Below are 15,851 nucleotides of genomic sequence, written 5' to 3' on the forward strand. Positions count from 1 at the left end.
CGGGTGGTTCGGCGGAGCAGCGGGTCAGCGGGGCGGGGCGGGCCGGCGGGGCCGGGTCAGCGGGCTCCGGTGAGCAGTTCGGCGGCGGCCCGGGCGGCGGCCCGGGTCGCGCCGTGGGTGGCCAGGTGCAGCCCGCCGGTGACCAGCTCGGGCAGGCCCAGTTCGACCACGACGGCGTCCGGCCGGGTGTCCAACGCCCGGTCGACCGCGGCCCGCATCCAGGGGTGCCGGTGCAGGTCCCGTACCACCAGCACCAGCGGTCGGCCGGCCGCCGCGGCGGTCGGGTCGGCGGGCAGGTCGGCCTCGGTGAGCCGGACGGTGGTGGTGCCGGGAATCAGGTCGGCCAGGGGTGCCCCGAGCCCCCACGGGGTCTCCGCGCCGATCGCGATGTTGTGTGGCGCGGCGAACTCGACCACGTGCGCGGCGGCGGTCAACGGCAGCCGGCCGACCGCGTCGCCGCTGACCCGTACCGCCCGCCGGGCGGCGGTCAGGCCGACCGGTGAGCCGTCAGCGGGGCGTGGGGCGTGGGCGGGCCGGCCGGCGCGGGCGGCGGTGCTCCACTCGGCGAGCTGACCGACCCGCTTGGCGGCCTCGGCGAGGCGCTCCTCGGGCAGCTCACCGGCGAGGACCGCGGCCACGATCGCGTCGCGCAGGTAGCGGGCGGTGGCCTCGTCGGCGCGTTCGCCGCCGACGCAGATCGCGTCCGCCCCGGCGGCGAGGGCCCGTACGGCGGTGCCGGCGAAGCCGTACCGGTCGGCGACGGCGCGCATCTCCACCGCGTCGGTGACCACCACGCCGGAGAAGCCCAGCTCCTCGCGGAGCAGGTCACCGAGGATGCGGGGGCTGAGGGTGGCCGGCAGGTCGGGGTCGAGGGCGGGGACCAGCAGGTGCCCGGTCATCACCGCCTGCACCCCGGCGGCGACGGCGGCCCGGAAGGGGACCAGCTCGCCGGCGTCGAGCCGGGCCCGGCTGGCGGCGATCCGGGGCAGGTCGTGGTGGGAGTCGACCCGGGTGTCGCCGTGGCCGGGGAAGTGCTTGGCGCAGGCAGCCACCGCGGCGGACTGGAGGCCGCGTACCCAGGCGGCGGTGTGCCGGGCCACCAGCTGCGGGTCGGCGCCAAAGGAACGCACCCCGATCACCGGGTTGGCCGGGTTGATGTTGACGTCGGCGTCCGGCGCGTAGTTGAGGGTGATGCCGAGGTCGGCGAGTTCGACGCCGAGGTCGCGGGCCACCTCCTCGGTGAGGGCGGGGTCGTCGACGGCGCCGAGGGCGAGGTTGCCGGGCCGGGAGCTGCCCCGGCCGGACTCGATCCGGGTGACGTCGCCGGCCTCCTCGTCGATGGCCACCAGCACGTCGGGGCGCTCGGCGCGCAGCGTCGCGGTGAGCGCGGCCACCTGCTCGGGGTCGACGACGTTGCGGGCGAACAGCACCACCGCGCCGAGCCCGTCGGCGAGCCACCGGCAGACCCAGTCGGGCGGGGTGGTGCCGACGAAGCCGGGTTGCAGGACGGTGGCGGCCAGCCCCGCCAGGTTGCGCTCGTTCATCCGGCCCCGGTACCCCCGTCGCGTGTCGACGGCCCGGTGCCGTCGCGGTGCTGCCATGGTCACACCGGGCGACGTAATAGTCAATAAACCTTACTGTTACTGTCTGGCGTCGGTCGGGGAGGCGTGCGACAGTGCGGGGATGGACCTGCCGCCGCTCGCCGACGCCACCTCACCGGCCGACATCCCCGGCGTACGCCTGCTCGGCCTGGTGGTCGGCGGGTTGCTGCTGCTGGCCGCGATCCGCGCCATGTTCGGCCGCCGCTGACCGACTGATCCCCCACCACCCGGGGTACCGCTAGCGGAGGTCGCGCCGCACCCGGCGGCGTCCCGGCGAGGGGACACCATGAAGATCGGTTACTTCCTGTCCAGTGAGGAGTTCACCCCGGCGCAACTGCTGGAGCAGGCCCGGGGTGCCGAGCGGGCCGGTTTCCAGGCACTGTGGATCTCCGACCACTACCATCCGTGGACGGACGCCCAGGGGCAGAGCCCCTTCGTCTGGTCCGTCATCGGGGCGCTGAGCCAGGTCACCTCGTTGCCGGTGAGCACGGCGGTGACCTGCCCCACGGTCCGCATCCACCCGGCGGTGCTGGCGCAGGCCGCGGCGACCAGCGCCGTCATGCACTCCGGCCGGTTCGTCCTCGGCGTCGGCACCGGCGAGGCGCTCAACGAGCACATCCTCGGCGACGCCTGGCCGCAGACCGACGTCCGGCTGGAGATGCTGGAGGAGGCCGTCGCCGTGCTGCGGGAGCTGTGGCGGGGCGACTTCGTCAACCACCACGGCCGGCACTACACGGTGGAGCACGCCCGTATCTACACGCTGCCCGACACACCCCCGCCGGTGTACGTCTCCGGCTTCGGGCCCAAGGCCGTCGACCTGGCCGCCCGGATCGGCGACGGCTACGTGAGCATGATGCCCGACGGCGACCTGGTGAGCCGGTTCCGGGACAACGGCGGCGGCGACAAGCCGTGCCAGGCCGGCTTCAAGGCCGCGTACGCCGACACCGAGGACGAGGGCGCCCGGATCGCGTACGAGACGTGGCCCAACGCCGGGGTGCCGGGCGAGTTGTCCCAGGTGCTGCCCTCCCCCCGGCACTTCGAGCAGGCGGCCCAACTGGTCACCCCGGAGCAGGTGCGGCAGGGCTTCGTCTGCGGCAACAGCGCCGACGCCCACCTCGAGATGATCGACCGGTACGCCAAGGCCGGCTTCGACGAGGTCTACGTGGGCAACGCCGGCCCGCACTGGCAGGGCCTGTTCGACCTCTACCAGCGTGAGGTGCTCCCCCACCTCCGCTGACCCCTCCCCCACCGACCACGATCGACCACGGGTCACCGACGCACACCGCCGTCGGTGACCCGTGGTCGATCGCGCGTGCGCGCCCGGTCACGACGCCTGACCTGCGACGTACCGGCCCCCGTGGGCGGTGGGTCCGATCCGGTGGGAGCGGTTTCGGCATTGATGCCCCCGGGTACCTCCGGCCCTCGATGAAGCTGTCCATGCACTCGACGACGTTGCGCCGCGCGGCGCGCAGCCTGTTCGGCTGGAAAGCGCTGCGGCCCAACCAGCTCGCCGCCATGCGCGCGGTGATGAAACGACGCGACGCCCTGGTGGTACTCCCCACCGGAGCCGGCAAGTCGGCGATCTACCAGATCCCGGCCAGCCTGATCCCCGGGCCGACGGTGGTGATCTCCCCCCTGCTGGCCCTCCAGCAGGACCAGATCGCCGCGCTCAACGAACGCCAGCGGCCCGAGCTGCGCGCGGTGCGGATCAGCTCCGACGAGAGCGCGGCCCAGCAGGCCGAGGCGATCACCGAGATCCGGCAGGGGCGGGCGGAGTTCCTCTTCATCACCCCGGAGGCGCTGGCCAACCCCGACCGGATGGCCGAGGTGCGGTCGCTGGAGCCGGCCCTGGTGGCGATCGACGAGGCGCACTGCATCTCGGCGTGGGGGCACGACTTCCGCCCCGACTACCTGGCGTTGGGCCACCTGATCGACGGTCTCGGCCGCCCGCCGGTAGTGGCGTTGACCGCCACCGCCTCCCCGCCGGTACGCGACGACATCATCGCCCGGCTGCGGCTGCGTGACCCCGAGGTGGTGGTCTCCGGGCTGGACCGGCCGAACCTGTTCGTCGAGGTCGCCCACTGCCCGACCGACGACTACCGCTGGCGACGGCTGATCGCACTGCTGCGCGACGACGTACGGCCCGGCATCATCTACGTGCCGACCCGGCGGGCCGCCGAGGAGTTGGCCGAGCGACTGACCACCGCCGGATACCCGGCGGAGTTCTACCACGGCGGGATGCCCACCGCCGCCCGGCACCGGCTGCACGAGGCGTTCCTCGCCGACCAGGTGCCGATCATGGTGGCGACCTCGGCGTTCGGCATGGGCATCGACAAGCCCAACATCGCCTGGGTGGTGCACATGGCGCTGCCCGACTCGCCGGACAGCTACTTCCAGGAGATCGGCCGGGCCGGGCGCGACGGTGCGCCGGCCCGGGTGCTGCTGCTGTGGCGGGCCGAGGACGTCGGCCTGCAACGCTACTTCTCCGGCGGCCTGCCCGACGAGACCGAGCTGCGGGACCTCGCCGCGCTGCTGCGTCGTCGACCGGCCACCAAGAAGGCGCTGCGCGAGTCGACCGGCCTCGGGCCGCGCAAGCTCGGCCAGTACCTGGCCCTGCTGGAGCAGATCGGCGCGGCCGAACCCCGGGCCGGGCAGAAGATCGGTGCCCCGCGCTACGCCCCCACCCCGGCGGAGGCCGGCGCGGCGGCCCTGGCCGAGGCGGAACGGCAGCAGACCGTGACCCGGTCCCGTACCGACATGATGCGGGCGTTCGCCGAGACCACGGGCTGCCGGGGGCAGGTGCTGCTGGCGTACTTCGGTGAGCAGATGTCGCACATCTGCGGGCACTGCGACAACTGCCACGCCGGCACCAGCGCCGCCAACGACGGCGCGGTCGGCCCCTTCCCGGTGCACAGCCAGGTCCGGCACCCCGAGTGGGGCTCCGGCCTGGTCCTCAACTACGAGGACGACCGGATGACGGTGCTCTTCGACGAGGTGGGCTACAAGACGCTCTCCGTGCGCGTGGTGTCCGAACAGGGTCTGCTGACGCTGGACTAGCCTGACCCGGGCGACCGCCCGGGTGCGGTGCCCGCAGTGAAACGAACCGAGAGGGGCTCAGTCGTGATCGAACAGCCGGCGTACACCGGGTTCGGGTTCTCCGACGAGGAGTGGGGGCTGCTGGTCGGCCTGCCGCAGTCGGTCCTGACCGCGGCGAGCGCCGCCGAGTCGGACGGCGCCCGGCGGACCCGGGCCGAGAACGCGGCCGGGTTGGAGACCATCGCCACCGGTCGGGAGTCGGCCAGCCCGCTGGTCGCCGCCGTCGCCGGGGAGATCGTGTCCCGGGTGGGCGACCCGGAGGCCGGCGAGGAGTTGCCGGTGATCTCGCCGGCCGACCCGCAGGCGCTCATCGACGACGTGCTGGTCCGGGCCGGGGAGGCGGCCGCCCTGCTGGCCGCCAAGGTCGACGAGGGCGAGGGCGGGGCCTACCGGCACTGGCTGGTGGAGATCGCCGAGCAGGTGGTCGGGGCGGCGTCCAGCGGAGGGCTGCTCGGCATCGGCGGCGACCAGGTCAGCGACTCGGAGCGCAGGTTCCGCGACCGTCTCTCCCAGGTCCTCAACGACTGAACACCGCACCGCGTACGGCTACGGGGCCGGGCCGCCGTCAGGCTGGCCCGGCCCGCGCTGTCGTCAGCGTCGTCGAGCCGCGCCGACCGCACCGCGCGTACGCGGGTTCCTGCCTCAAGGTCACGCTCGAACATGGTTGTAGTGGCATCGCCACGCCCGGAGGCCACACCAACCATGAAGCAGCACGATCTTGCCGGGGCACTCGGGGTGCTGGCCTCTTCGTCCACAATGGTGGGGTGATGCCCGCCGACGGGGAGGCCGGACATGGTGCACCGCACAGTGATCGACACCGAACAACTACCACCCGCGGAACGGTTCGGGATGTGGCTGGACCTGGTCGCCCGGACCGCCGCGCCGTTGCGGATCCGCTCCGCGCACCAGCACGACTTCCGGGCCCGCGCCGAGTTCGTCGAACTGGGTCCGCTCCGGTTGGTGCGGTACCGCTACCCGTCGTTGGAGGCGGTCCGCACCGCGAAGCTGGTCCGCCGCACCGAGGTGGACTTCCACATGCTCGCCCTCACCACCAACGGCACCGGCATCGCCGGGCAGGCCGGGCGGGAGAGCCGCCTGGGCGCGGGCGAGTTCACCTTCTACGACGGCTCCCGGCCGCACGAGGTGAGCCACCTCGGCGACGGCAACGGCGCGGAGCACGCCGCCTCGATCGTCGCCCTGATCCCGTACGGGTCGATCCCGCTGACCCCGGATCGGCTCACGCCGCTGCTGGCCGGCCGGATGTCGGCCAGCGAGGGGATCGGCGCGCTGGTCGCCCAGTACCTGACCCGGATCACCTCGTACCCCGAGCAGTACCGGCAGGCCGACGCCGAACGGCTGGGCGGGGTGGCGCTGGACCTGGTCTCCACCATGTTGGGCCGGTACCTGGTCGCCGAGGACGAGCTGCCCCGCGAGGTACGCCGTCAGGCGCTGCTCGCCCAGGTGCGGGCGTACGCCCAACGTCGGCTGGGCGACGCCGGGCTGACCCCCGCCACCATCGCCGAGGCGCACCACGTCTCCGTACGGAGCCTGCACCGGCTCTTCGAGGCGGAACAGACCACGGTGGCGGCGTACATCCGGGAACTGCGGTTGGAGCGCTGCCGGCGGGACCTGGCCGATCCCGCGCTGGCGCACCGGCCGGTCCAGGCCATCGCCGCCCGCTGGGGTTTCCGGGACAAGGCGCACTTCAGCCGGGCCTTCCGGGCCGCCCATCAGCTGACCCCCCAGGCGTACCGGACGCTCCACCTGCAACAGGCACGGATAGTCAACAGCCCGGCGTCCGAAGTCAACCCGGGGCCGACATACTGACCGTGGGCCGACGGTCACCCGACCGTGCGGCCCGACGGTAACGGGGGACCGCGGTGGCGTCCGTGACCCCCGGTCACGGACGACCGCCCCGGTGCCGCATCCACCCGGCGCGACCGACATCGCGCGGTGGGCTCCCCGGCCGCACCGACCCCGGCCCCGTCGCCCTTCCCCCCAGGACTCGCGGCGGGGCCGGTCAGGCCTCCTCCAGCAACTCCAGCACCAGCCGCTCGACCTGCTCCTGCGGGGAGCCGGCGGCCACGGGCAGCACCACCCCGTCGTGGTAGAGGTCGACCACCCGGGGGTCCACGTACGACGTACGGGCCACCGTGGGGGTGTTGCCGAGCAGTTCGGCGACCTCCCGCATCACCCCGGCCACCGCCCGGCGACGGGCCGTCACGGAACGCTGCGCCCCCACGGTCGCCAGTTCCGTGGCCGCCCGCACGGTGGCGTGCCAGGTGCGGAAGTCCTTGGCGGTCATCTCGCCGCCACTGGCGTCGCGCAGGTAGCCGTTGACCTCGTCGCTGCGCACGTCCCGCCAGGTCCGCCCGTCCCAGTAGCCGAAGAGCCGTTCCTCGGTCCGCCGCCGCCGACGCAGGTGGGTCAGCACCCGGCACAGTTGCGGGTCCTCGATCCGGCGGACCTGTTCGATGCCGCCCTTGGCCGGGAACTCGAAGACCACGCAGCCGCCCCGGGACCGGGCGTGCTCCGGGCGCAGGGTGGACACGCCGAAGGTGGCGTCCTCCCCGACGGCGTACTGCTCGTTGCCGACCCGGAAGGTGCCCATGTCGAGCAGGCGGGCGACGGTGGCGAGCACCCGGTCCCGGTTCAGCCCCCGGCCGGCCAGGTCACCGGCGATACGCTCCCGCAGGCTCGGCAGCCGCCGGGCCACCTCCAGCACGTGGTCGAACTTCGCCTCGTCCCGCTTACGCCGCCACTCGGGGTGGTAGAGGTACTGCCGGCGCCCGGCGGCGTCGGTGCCGGTGGCCAGGATGTGCCCGTTGGGGTACGGCGCGATCCACACGTCCGACCAGGCCGGTGGGATCACCAGGTCGCCCAGCCAGGCCAGGGTGTCGGGGTCCCGGACCCGGGCACCGTGCCGGTCCAGGAAGGTCCAGCCCTTGCCACGTCGGCGACGCCCGTACCCCGCCCGACCCGGATCACTACGCCGCAGTCGCACCTCAGACCCGTACCGTTTCCTCGGCCTCGTCCACGGCGGCCAACACCCGGTCGACCGGGAGCGCCGCCCATCTCGACGCCGGTGGTACCCCGGACGAACCGTCGCAATCCTCGCCCGACGCCCAGAGCACCCGGTGCCACGGCCGGTCCGGCGGCGGCCCCCACCGGGCCGGAGGCACCGGGCCGAACAGCAGCACCGACGGCACCCGGTAGGCGGTCGCGAGGTGGCCGACCCCGGTGTCCCCGCTGACCACCAGCCGGGCGGCGGCCACCAACGCGGCCAACTCGCCCAGGTCGGTCCGGCCGGCCAGCACCGCCGACCCCGGCAGGCCCGCCTCGGCCGCCACCAGGCCGGCCAGCTCCCGCTCGCCGGCCGAACCGGTCACCACCACCCGGTGCCCCCGGTCGGTCAGCTGCCGGGCCAGCGCGGCGAACCGGTCCGCCGGCCACCGCTTCGCCTCGACCTTGCTGCCGGGATGCACGACTGTCGCCCCGGTCGGCATCCGCCCCGCTGCCGGCCGCCGCAACGCCAGGTCGGTGCGGTCGGCCGTGACGCCGTACCAGGCGAGCAACCGGCACCACCGGTCCACCTCGTGTTCGTCGTCGCGCCAGCCGGGGCCGGCGCAGTGCCCGGCCGGCGGACACCGGAAGGCCCACAGCCGGCCCGCCCCGGCCAGCATCCGGTGCGAGCCCGGTCCCCGCCCGTGCAGGTTGACCGCCACCTCCGGCGGCGGCCCGGACCACCCCGGCGCACCCGACGGCGACGACCCGAGCCAGGGCGGCGCACCACCGGACGACCGGTCGGGCCACCCGGTCGTATCGGGCCAGGGTGGCCGGCCGAGGTCGTCGGTGGGCAGTAACCGGTCGATCCCGCCGACCAGGTCGACCAGCGGGCCCAGCCAGGCCGGCGCGGCCAGCACCAGCTCCTCGTCCGGGTATCCGGCCCGCAGCGCCCGCAGCGCGGGCACCGCGGTGGCCAGGTCACCGACGCCGAGCGCCCGCAGCACCAGGATCACGGGTACGAGGTCTCCTGTTCGGCGCAGACCACCAGTTCCCGCACGGCACAGCCGGGTGGTTGGGACAGCGCGAACATGATCGCGGCGGCGGTGTCGGCCGGGTCGTTGAGCTTCGCGTCCGGCCCCGGTCGGTACTGCGGGTCGCGGTCGTCGAAGAAGGCGGTCCGCATCCCGCCCGGGATCACCAGGGTCACCCCGACGCTGCCGGCCAGCTCGGCGGCGAGCGACCGGGTGAACCCGACCACCCCGAACTTCGCCGCGCAGTACGCGGTGGCGTCCCCGACCGCCTTGACGCCCAGGGTGGAGGCGACCGTGACGACGTTGCCCCGGGACTCCGCCAGGTAGGGCAGCGCGGCCCGGATCACCGCCACCGTGGCGAGCAGGTCCACCACGACGATCCGCTCCCAGGTGTCGCGGGGGACGTCGGCCAGCCGGCCCGGCACGTCCATCCCGGCGGCGGTCACCACCGCGTCCAACCCGCCGGCCTGCTCGGCCAGCTCCCGGGTGGCCTCCTCGGCGGCCCGGGTGTCGGCCAGGTCGCACTCGACCCACGGCACCCCGTCGCCGGGGCGGCGTCGGTCCAGCACGAGTGGTCGTCCGCCGGAGCCGGCCACGGCGGCGACCACCGCCGCGCCGAGCCCGCTCGACCCGCCGGTGACCAGGACGGCCGGACCGGCACCGGGTGGACTGCTGCTCATCGTGCTCCCTCCGCTGTCGTACGTGCCGGGCCCGCCGTCGAAGGCGCCGGGCCGGCCGGGGTACCCGCCGGCCCCGGCTGCGGGGCGGCGGTCCGGCGTCCACCGCGGGCCGCCGCGATCATCTCGGTGGTGGAACGCCCGGCGAGGTACGGCACCACCACGCTGTCCCCACCCCACCGGCGCAACAGCTCGGCCTCCGGCAGGGCCGGTCCGTCACCGACGCCGGTGGCGTAGTCCCCGCCCTTGACCCAGATGTCGGGCCGCAGCCAGCCCAGCGCCGCGTGCGGGGTGGTCTCGTCGAAGACCACCACCGCGTCGACGCAGCCCAGCGCGGCGAGCAGCCGGGCCCGGTCCCCCTGCGGGATCACCGGCCGGTCCGGGCCCTTGAGCGCGGTGACGCTGGCGTCGGAGTTCACGCACACCACCAGGCAGTCGCCGAGCTGCCGGGCGGCCTGGAGGGTCGCCACGTGCCCGGCGTGCAGCAGGTCGAAGCAACCGCCGGTGGCCACCACCGTCCCGCCGGCCGCCCGGACCTCGGCCACCACCGCACCGGCGGCGGCGGCCCCGATCCGCTCCCCGCCGCCGACCAGCACCGGCGGGCAGGCCCGCACCGGTGCGGGCAGCGCGGTGGCCACTCCCCCGTCCGCCACGTACGCCGATGCCGCGCCGACCGCCGCCTGGACCGCCTCGGAGACCAGCGCACCCTGGGCCAGCGCCAGCCCGGCCGCCGCGGCGAACCGGTCCCCCGCCCCGCAGGTGTCCCCCTCCGCGGACAGCGGCGCGGAGACCATCAGCGGGGTCGACCCGGCGGAGCAGAGCAGCGCGCCGTCACCGCCGAGGGTGACCACCACCGCCCCGGCCCGCCACCGGTCCCGCAGCCCCTGCCCGGCACGGGCCGCGACCGCCAGCCGTGACCCGCCCGGCGGCACCTTGGCCAGGTCCCGGGCCTCCGCCTCGTTCGGCGTGACCAACTGCACCCCGGGCACGGCGACCGGGCCACGCGGATGCGGGTCCCACACCACCGGGGCCCGGGTCGCGGCCAGCGCCGCCCGCAGCGCCGGCTGCCGGGCCACCCCCCGGCCGTAGTCGCTGACCAGCACTGCGGACGCCCCCGCGAGCAGCCGGAGGACCGCCTCGGAGGGTGGCCCCGGTTCGCCCGCCGCGCCGCCCCGGTCGTGGCGCAGCAGCACCCGGCCCCGGGCCCGCAGCCGGATCTTCTCCGGCGTGGTCCCGGCCAGCGGCAGGCCGTACACCTGCACCCCGGCGGCGGTCAGCAGGCAACTGAGCCGGGCCGCCCCGGCGTCGTCGGCGAGGGCGGTCACCAACGCCACCTCGGCACCTGCGGCGGCGGCGAAGACGGCGGCCAGGCCCGCCCCGCCGGGCCGGTCGGCGTACGCCGTCTCGTCCAGCACCGGCACGGGTGAGTCGGGGCAGAGCCGGTTCACCACCCCCTCGACGTCCCGGTCGAGCAGGGTGTCCCCGACCACCACCAGTGGGCCCCTCACGCCGGATCCTCCCGGTGCCCGTCGGCCGCCGGGTCGATCCCGTCGACGACCACCTCCACCCCGGCCCGCACCGGACCGGGATCCGCCAGCGGCGGCACGGGCCGACGATCCCCCGCCGGACCATCCACCAACGGACCGTCCACCGGCAGGGCGTCCACCGACGGGTCGGGCAGGGCGTCCACCGACGGGTCGGGCACGGCGTCCACCAGCGGATCGGGCAGTTCGTCGGCCGGCGGGCCGTCGACCGGCAGGTCCGGGACGCCGCCCGGGGGGGCGGGCGGCTGCCCGGTCGGGGCGACGCCACGGTCGGCGGCCACGGCGGCCGACTGCCCGGCCAGGGCCGCCAGCGCCGTGGGCAGCGCCCGGTCGACGTACTCGCAGAGCACGTGGGTGGAGACCAGGTGCAGCTCCTGCACCACCTGGCTGTCCGGGGAGGCGACGGTCAGCGCCTCGTGGCAGGCCCCGGCGAGCGGGTTCGGCGCGGGGCCGGTGAACGCCCAGCAGCGCAACCCGGTCTCCCGGGCGGCGTCGACGGCGGCGAGCAGGTTGCCGCTGGCCCCGCTGGTCGACATCAGCAGCAGCACGTCACCCTGCCGGCCGTGGGCCCGCACCTGGCGGGCGAAGACCTCGTCGTAGCCGTAGTCGTTGCCGATCGCGGTCAACGCCGAGGTCTCGGCGTGCAGGGCGATCGCCGACAGCGGCTGCCGGTCGTCACGCAGCCGGCCGACCAGCTCGGCGGTGAGGTGCTGGGCCTCGGCGGCGCTGCCCCCGTTGCCGGCGACCAGCAACCGCCCGCCGCCGGCCAGGATGCCGGCCAGCTCGGTGCCCCAGCGGGCCAGCAACGGCTCCGCCGCGCGGTACGGCAGCATCGCCTCGACCAGCAGGTCGAGGTGCGCGTCCAGCAGGCCGGCCCGCGCCGCCCGGGTCGACGTCGTCATCAGGCGACCACCCGACTCGGCCGGTGCACGGCGGCGACCTCGGCGTACACCTCGGCCAGCCGGTCGGCGGCGGTCGCCCAGGAGTAGCTGTGGCGGGCCCGCTGCAACGCGGCGGTGGCGTACCCGAAGCGGCGGATCCGGTCGCCGAGCAGGCTGCCCAGCGCGGCGGCCAACGCCTGCGGGTCACGGGCCGGGACCAGGTCGCCGGTCACCCCGTCGACCACGGTGTCGCGGATGCCGCCGACCGCGGTACCGACGACGGGCACCCCGCAGGCCATCGCCTCCAGCGGGGTCAGCCCGAACGGTTCGTACCAGGGCGCGGCGACCAGCACGTCGGCCGACCGGTACCAGCGGCCCATCTCCTCCCGGGGCACCGCCCCGACCAGCCGGACCCGGTCGGCGACCCCGCAGGTGCCGGCGAGCGCCCGCAGCCGCCGGGCGTACGGGTCGGTCTCCAGCAGCCCGGCGGGCGGCCCCCCGACCACCAGGCACTCGGCGTCGGGCACCAGTGCCATCGCCCGGATCACCGTCTGGAAGCCCTTACGCTCGACCAGCCGGCCGACGGTGAGCACCCGGGGACGGTCGGGTTCCCGCTCGACGGCCGGGCCGAGCGGGGCGAAGGTGTCCAGGTTCACCCCGGACGGCACGACGGTCATCCGGGACCGGGGGACACCGAGGCGGACCAACTCCCCGACCTCGTCGCGGCACTGGGCGACGACCCGGTCGACGGCGCGGCCCAGTTCCCGTTCGTAGCCGATCCGCCGGGCCGGGCTGGTGTCCTGCACCCCCTGGTAGCGCTTCTTGACGGTGCCCAACGCGTGGTAGGTCTGCACCACCGGCACCCCGGTCTGCCGGCTGGCGGCGAGCGCGGCCAGCCCGCTCATCCAGAAGTGCGCGTGCACCACCTCGGGTGTCCAGTCCCCGCCCCGCCACCGGGCGGTGAGCCAGTGGCTGAACTCCTTCATGTGCGGCAGCAGGGCGTCCTTGGCGACCGGCTCGGCCGGACCGGCGGGCACGTGCACCACCTCGTACCCGTCCGGGGCCCGGACGGTGACCGGCAGGTCGACGGCGTCGCGCCGGGTGTAGACCCGGACGTCGTGGCCGGCCGCCACCAGCGCGGCGGAGAGTTCCGCGACATGCGTGTTCTGCCCACCGGCGTCCTCACCGCCCAGCACGGCGAGCGGGCTGGCGTGCTCGGAGATCATCGCGATGCGCATACTTCCTCCTCCAGCAGGCGGTCCCAGTCGGCGAGGAAACGGTCGAGGCCGTAACGGCCCAGCGCGGCGGTACGCGCCTGCGCACCCACCCGGCGGGCCTCGGCGGGGTCGGCGACGAACCCGGCGGCGGCGGCGAGCAGGGTGTCGACCCGGGTGGACAGCGCCCCCGCCCCCGGTGGCACCGCCTGTACGGCCTCGGTGGTGGCCAGCGCGACCACGGGCATGCCGATGGTCATCGCCTCGATCAGGCTCAGCCCCAGCGAGGTCCACCGGCACAGGTGCAGGTAGGCCCGCCGCCGGGCCAACTCGGCGTGCATCCGGTGCTGCGGGACGTCGTCGTGGCTGGTCAGCCGGTCGGCCGGCAGTCCGAGGTGGTCGGCGAGCCCGGCGACCTTCATCCCGAAGACGTCCAGCGGGGCGATCTCGGCGAACCGGGCCAGCAGGTCGGTGCCGGTGATCCGCCCCCGGCGTACCGGCTCGTTGATCACCACGGCGAGCCGGTCCAGCTCGCCGGTCCAGGTGACGGCGGGGGGCACCACCCCGTGCTCGACGACTGCGGTGCGGGTGCTCCCGTTGTCCCAGAACAACTCGTTGAAGTGGGTGACGTGGGTGAGCAGCAGGTCGTCCCGGTCGGCCATCGGGTGCCGGGTGTTCGGCACGTCGCCCTTCGGGGTGTTGTGTTCGACGTAGACCGCCGGCACCGCCCGGCCCACCGGCCGGCCGAGCCACTCGCCGGCCAGGTCGTACTCCTCGGGGCGTTGCAGCAGCACCACGTCGACGTCGGCGTGGCGCAACTGCTGCGGGGTCACCTCGACGGCGCTGTCCGGCCACGGGTAGGTGCGCGCCCGGCCCAGCCCGTACGCGCCCCGGTCGGGGGTGACCGGCACCAGGTAGCGATGCTTGCCGTGCACGAAGGACGTGGTCCACGACCCGTGTACGTGCCAGAGCAGGATGTTCATCGGTGACTCCCCCGCCCCACGGTCACCGGCGACGCCCCGGCCGGCGAGGGTCCGGCCGGTGACTCGGCCGGCGACGGTCCGGCCGGCGACGGTCCGGCGGGGCCGAGGAGTGGCACGCCGACCGGGCCGGTCGGGGCGTCGGCGGGAACGCCCAGCAGGCGTACCGCGTCGAGGACCCGGCCCGGCTCGACGGCGGCCAGGCAGGGGTGGCCCGGCACCGGGCAGACCGTGGCCCGGGTGTCCCGGCAGGGCGCGGCGGCGTCGCCCAGCCGGACCGTCGGCACCCGGTACGGACCCCACTGTCCGTAGGGGACGGTCGGGGCGAACAGGCTGACCACCGGCACGCCCAGCGCGGCGGCCAGGTGCGCCGGCCCGGTGTTGCCCACCACCAGCGCACCGGCGTCGGCGAGCACCCCGGCCAGCTCGGCCAGCCCGGTCCGGCCGCCCAGGTCGATGCCGGTGTCGCCGGCCACCCGGGCGGTCAGCGCGGCCTCGTCGGGTCCACCGGTGACCGCCACCCGGTGCCCGGCGGCGGTGAGCACCCGGACGATCCGGGCGGCCAGGTCGGGTGGTACGGCCCGGCTCGGCACCGCCGAACCGGGATGCAGCACCAGGTAGCCGGGGCCGCCGAGCCCGGCCGGTGTGGGCGGCAGCCGGTCGGTGCGCACCCGCAGCCGCAGGTCGTCGCCGTCGGGCAGGGCGAAGCCGGCGGCGACGGCCAGCGACAACGCCCGTTCCGGCTCGGGCAGCCCGGCGGGGACCCGGTGCCGGACGTCGAGCAGGGAGCCGGGGTAGTCGTCACTGATCGCGCTGACCCTCGGGACACCGGCCATCCGCAGCAGCAGGGCCAGCGGCAGCGGTGACTGGTGGAAGGAGGTGAAGACGACCGCCTCGTCGGCGCGTACCGCCCGCAGCCGGGCGGTGAGCCGGTCGATGTCCTGCGGGTCGACCGGGGCGGGTGCGCCGTCGATCCAGGGCAGCGGCCACTCGACGATCTCGTCGACACCGGGCAGCAGGGCGGCGGCGTCCCGGCCCCGGGGGCCGCAGAGCAGCACGACGCGCCCGGCGTGACCGGCGACGGCGCGGATGGCGGGGCCGGTGACCAGGACGTCCCCGGCGGAGTCGCTGCGGACCACCAGCACGGTGCCGGTGCGGCGCGGGGACGGGGCGGCGACCAGGGCGGCCCGGCGCAGGATCAGGTCCACGGCGGCGGGCAGGTCGGCGGCGACGTGTCCGGCGGCGGCCACCTCGGCGGCCCGGGTGGTGGGGGTGGGCACCAGGATCGCGGCGGCACCGGCCGCAGCGGCGGCGGCCTGGTCGGCGTCGATGTCCCCGACCAGCACGCAACGGTCCGCGGTGGTGCCGAGCGCCCGCGCGGCGGCGTGCACCATGCCCGGGGCGGGCTTGCGGCAGCCGCAGCCGGCGCGCTCGTCGTGCGGGCAGTGCTGCCAGGTATCGAACGGGCCGAGCAGTTCCTCCACCCGGGCGTTGACGGCGCGCAGCTGTGCGGCGGTGAACAGCCCCCGGGCCAGCCCCGACTGGTTGGTGACCACCCCGAGGCGCAGGCCCGCGGCGCGCAGCCGGTCCAGTGCCGCCCGGGCCCCCGGCACCGGCCGGACCTTGTCCGGGTCGCCGTTGTAGGGGACGTCCTCGATCAGGGTGCCGTCCCGGTCGAGCAGCACCGCGTCGTACAGCGCGGGACGGCCCCGGCCAACGCCCGGGTCAACCCGGCCTGGCCTGCACTGATATGGCTCCGCGTCCCGTGGCACGGGCGGCGGGTTCCCGAGGCCCCGGGGAGTAAACCTGACCCTGTCGGCA

The 15,851-nt window shown here is 75.5% G+C and carries 13 protein-coding genes and 1 pseudogene; 5 read left to right on the top strand and 9 right to left on the bottom strand.

The window, feature by feature from the left end; genetic code table 11:
- Window positions 1–56 precede the first annotated feature (56 nt).
- Window positions 57–1,544 carry a glycoside hydrolase family 3 protein gene (locus AB0K25_RS16800; RefSeq protein WP_357535902.1) on the bottom strand — a complete coding sequence of 496 codons (1,488 nt, stop codon included), beginning with the start codon at window positions 1,542–1,544 and terminating at the stop codon, window positions 57–59.
- 139 nt (window positions 1,545–1,683) lie between these two features.
- Between AB0K25_RS16800 and AB0K25_RS16805 the strand changes: the two genes are divergently transcribed.
- The 5 genes from AB0K25_RS16805 (at window position 1,684) to AB0K25_RS16825 (ending at window position 6,524) form a co-directional block, all read left to right on the top strand.
- Window positions 1,684–1,809, top strand: a complete 126-nt coding sequence (locus AB0K25_RS16805) for a hypothetical protein (protein ID WP_255470159.1) — start codon at window positions 1,684–1,686, stop codon at window positions 1,807–1,809.
- Between the two features lie 78 nt (window positions 1,810–1,887).
- Complete coding sequence (locus tag AB0K25_RS16810) at window positions 1,888–2,838, top strand: TIGR03557 family F420-dependent LLM class oxidoreductase (RefSeq protein ID WP_219469544.1); 951 nt, start codon at window positions 1,888–1,890, stop codon at window positions 2,836–2,838.
- A 188-nt stretch (window positions 2,839–3,026) separates the two neighbouring features.
- Window positions 3,027–4,658: a RecQ family ATP-dependent DNA helicase gene (locus AB0K25_RS16815; protein WP_219469541.1), complete on the top strand. Its 1,632-nt coding sequence runs from the start codon at window positions 3,027–3,029 to the stop codon at window positions 4,656–4,658.
- A 63-nt stretch (window positions 4,659–4,721) separates the two neighbouring features.
- Window positions 4,722–5,225 (top strand): hypothetical protein, encoded by a 504-nt coding sequence (locus AB0K25_RS16820; RefSeq protein ID WP_357535907.1) that lies wholly within the window; start codon window positions 4,722–4,724, stop codon window positions 5,223–5,225.
- A gap of 264 nt (window positions 5,226–5,489) precedes the next feature.
- Window positions 5,490–6,524 carry a helix-turn-helix domain-containing protein gene (locus AB0K25_RS16825; protein ID WP_363820994.1) on the top strand — a complete coding sequence of 345 codons (1,035 nt, stop codon included), beginning with the start codon at window positions 5,490–5,492 and terminating at the stop codon, window positions 6,522–6,524.
- 193 nt (window positions 6,525–6,717) lie between these two features.
- Here the strand turns inward: AB0K25_RS16825 and AB0K25_RS16830 are convergent, their stop codons facing one another.
- From AB0K25_RS16830 to AB0K25_RS16865, 8 genes and pseudogenes are all read right to left on the bottom strand, one after another.
- Window positions 6,718–7,701, bottom strand: coding sequence for a DNA topoisomerase IB (locus AB0K25_RS16830; RefSeq protein ID WP_363820997.1), 984 nt, complete (start codon window positions 7,699–7,701; stop codon window positions 6,718–6,720).
- A 1-nt stretch (window position 7,702) separates the two neighbouring features.
- Window positions 7,703–8,716, bottom strand: coding sequence for a glycosyltransferase family 9 protein (locus tag AB0K25_RS16835; protein WP_219469518.1), 1,014 nt, complete (start codon window positions 8,714–8,716; stop codon window positions 7,703–7,705).
- Window positions 8,713–9,414, bottom strand: a complete 702-nt coding sequence (locus AB0K25_RS16840; protein ID WP_219469516.1) for an SDR family oxidoreductase — start codon at window positions 9,412–9,414, stop codon at window positions 8,713–8,715. The genes AB0K25_RS16835 and AB0K25_RS16840 overlap by 4 nt, the downstream gene beginning before the upstream one ends.
- On the bottom strand, window positions 9,411–10,919 hold the full coding sequence (locus AB0K25_RS16845; RefSeq protein ID WP_357535914.1) for a PfkB family carbohydrate kinase: 1,509 nt from the start codon (window positions 10,917–10,919) through the stop codon (window positions 9,411–9,413). Before AB0K25_RS16845 ends, AB0K25_RS16840 begins: the two co-directional genes overlap by 4 nt.
- A gap of 329 nt (window positions 10,920–11,248) precedes the next feature.
- Window positions 11,249–11,788, bottom strand: a pseudogene (locus AB0K25_RS16850) (SIS domain-containing protein); the annotation flags it as partial.
- 68 nt (window positions 11,789–11,856) lie between these two features.
- Window positions 11,857–13,074, bottom strand: a complete 1,218-nt coding sequence (locus AB0K25_RS16855) for a glycosyltransferase (RefSeq protein ID WP_208569404.1) — start codon at window positions 13,072–13,074, stop codon at window positions 11,857–11,859.
- Window positions 13,059–14,033 (bottom strand): glycosyltransferase, encoded by a 975-nt coding sequence (locus tag AB0K25_RS16860; protein WP_357024436.1) that lies wholly within the window; start codon window positions 14,031–14,033, stop codon window positions 13,059–13,061. The genes AB0K25_RS16855 and AB0K25_RS16860 overlap by 16 nt, the downstream gene beginning before the upstream one ends.
- Window positions 14,030–15,802: an HAD-IIIA family hydrolase gene (locus tag AB0K25_RS16865; protein WP_357535918.1), complete on the bottom strand. Its 1,773-nt coding sequence runs from the start codon at window positions 15,800–15,802 to the stop codon at window positions 14,030–14,032. The genes AB0K25_RS16860 and AB0K25_RS16865 overlap by 4 nt, the downstream gene beginning before the upstream one ends.
- Window positions 15,803–15,851 lie beyond the last annotated feature (49 nt).

The sequence above is a fragment of the Micromonospora sp. NPDC049257 genome, assembly GCF_040678915.1.
GTDB classification, from domain to species: Bacteria; Actinomycetota; Actinomycetes; order Mycobacteriales; family Micromonosporaceae; genus Micromonospora; species Micromonospora antibiotica.

What these genes read in the sequence shown, in the direction of transcription:
- AB0K25_RS16800 (WP_357535902.1), bottom strand. Translation starts at nt 1,544, where the DNA reads ATGAACGAGCGCAACCTGGCGGGGCTGGCCGCCACCGTCCTGCAACCC.
- AB0K25_RS16805 (WP_255470159.1), top strand. Translation starts at nt 1,684, where the DNA reads ATGGACCTGCCGCCGCTCGCCGACGCCACCTCACCGGCCGACATCCCC.
- AB0K25_RS16810 (WP_219469544.1), top strand. Translation starts at nt 1,888, where the DNA reads ATGAAGATCGGTTACTTCCTGTCCAGTGAGGAGTTCACCCCGGCGCAA.
- AB0K25_RS16815 (WP_219469541.1), top strand. Translation starts at nt 3,027, where the DNA reads ATGAAGCTGTCCATGCACTCGACGACGTTGCGCCGCGCGGCGCGCAGC.
- AB0K25_RS16825 (WP_363820994.1), top strand. Translation starts at nt 5,490, where the DNA reads ATGGTGCACCGCACAGTGATCGACACCGAACAACTACCACCCGCGGAA.
- AB0K25_RS16840 (WP_219469516.1), bottom strand. Translation starts at nt 9,414, where the DNA reads ATGAGCAGCAGTCCACCCGGTGCCGGTCCGGCCGTCCTGGTCACCGGC.
- AB0K25_RS16855 (WP_208569404.1), bottom strand. Translation starts at nt 13,074, where the DNA reads ATGCGCATCGCGATGATCTCCGAGCACGCCAGCCCGCTCGCCGTGCTG.
- AB0K25_RS16860 (WP_357024436.1), bottom strand. Translation starts at nt 14,033, where the DNA reads ATGAACATCCTGCTCTGGCACGTACACGGGTCGTGGACCACGTCCTTC.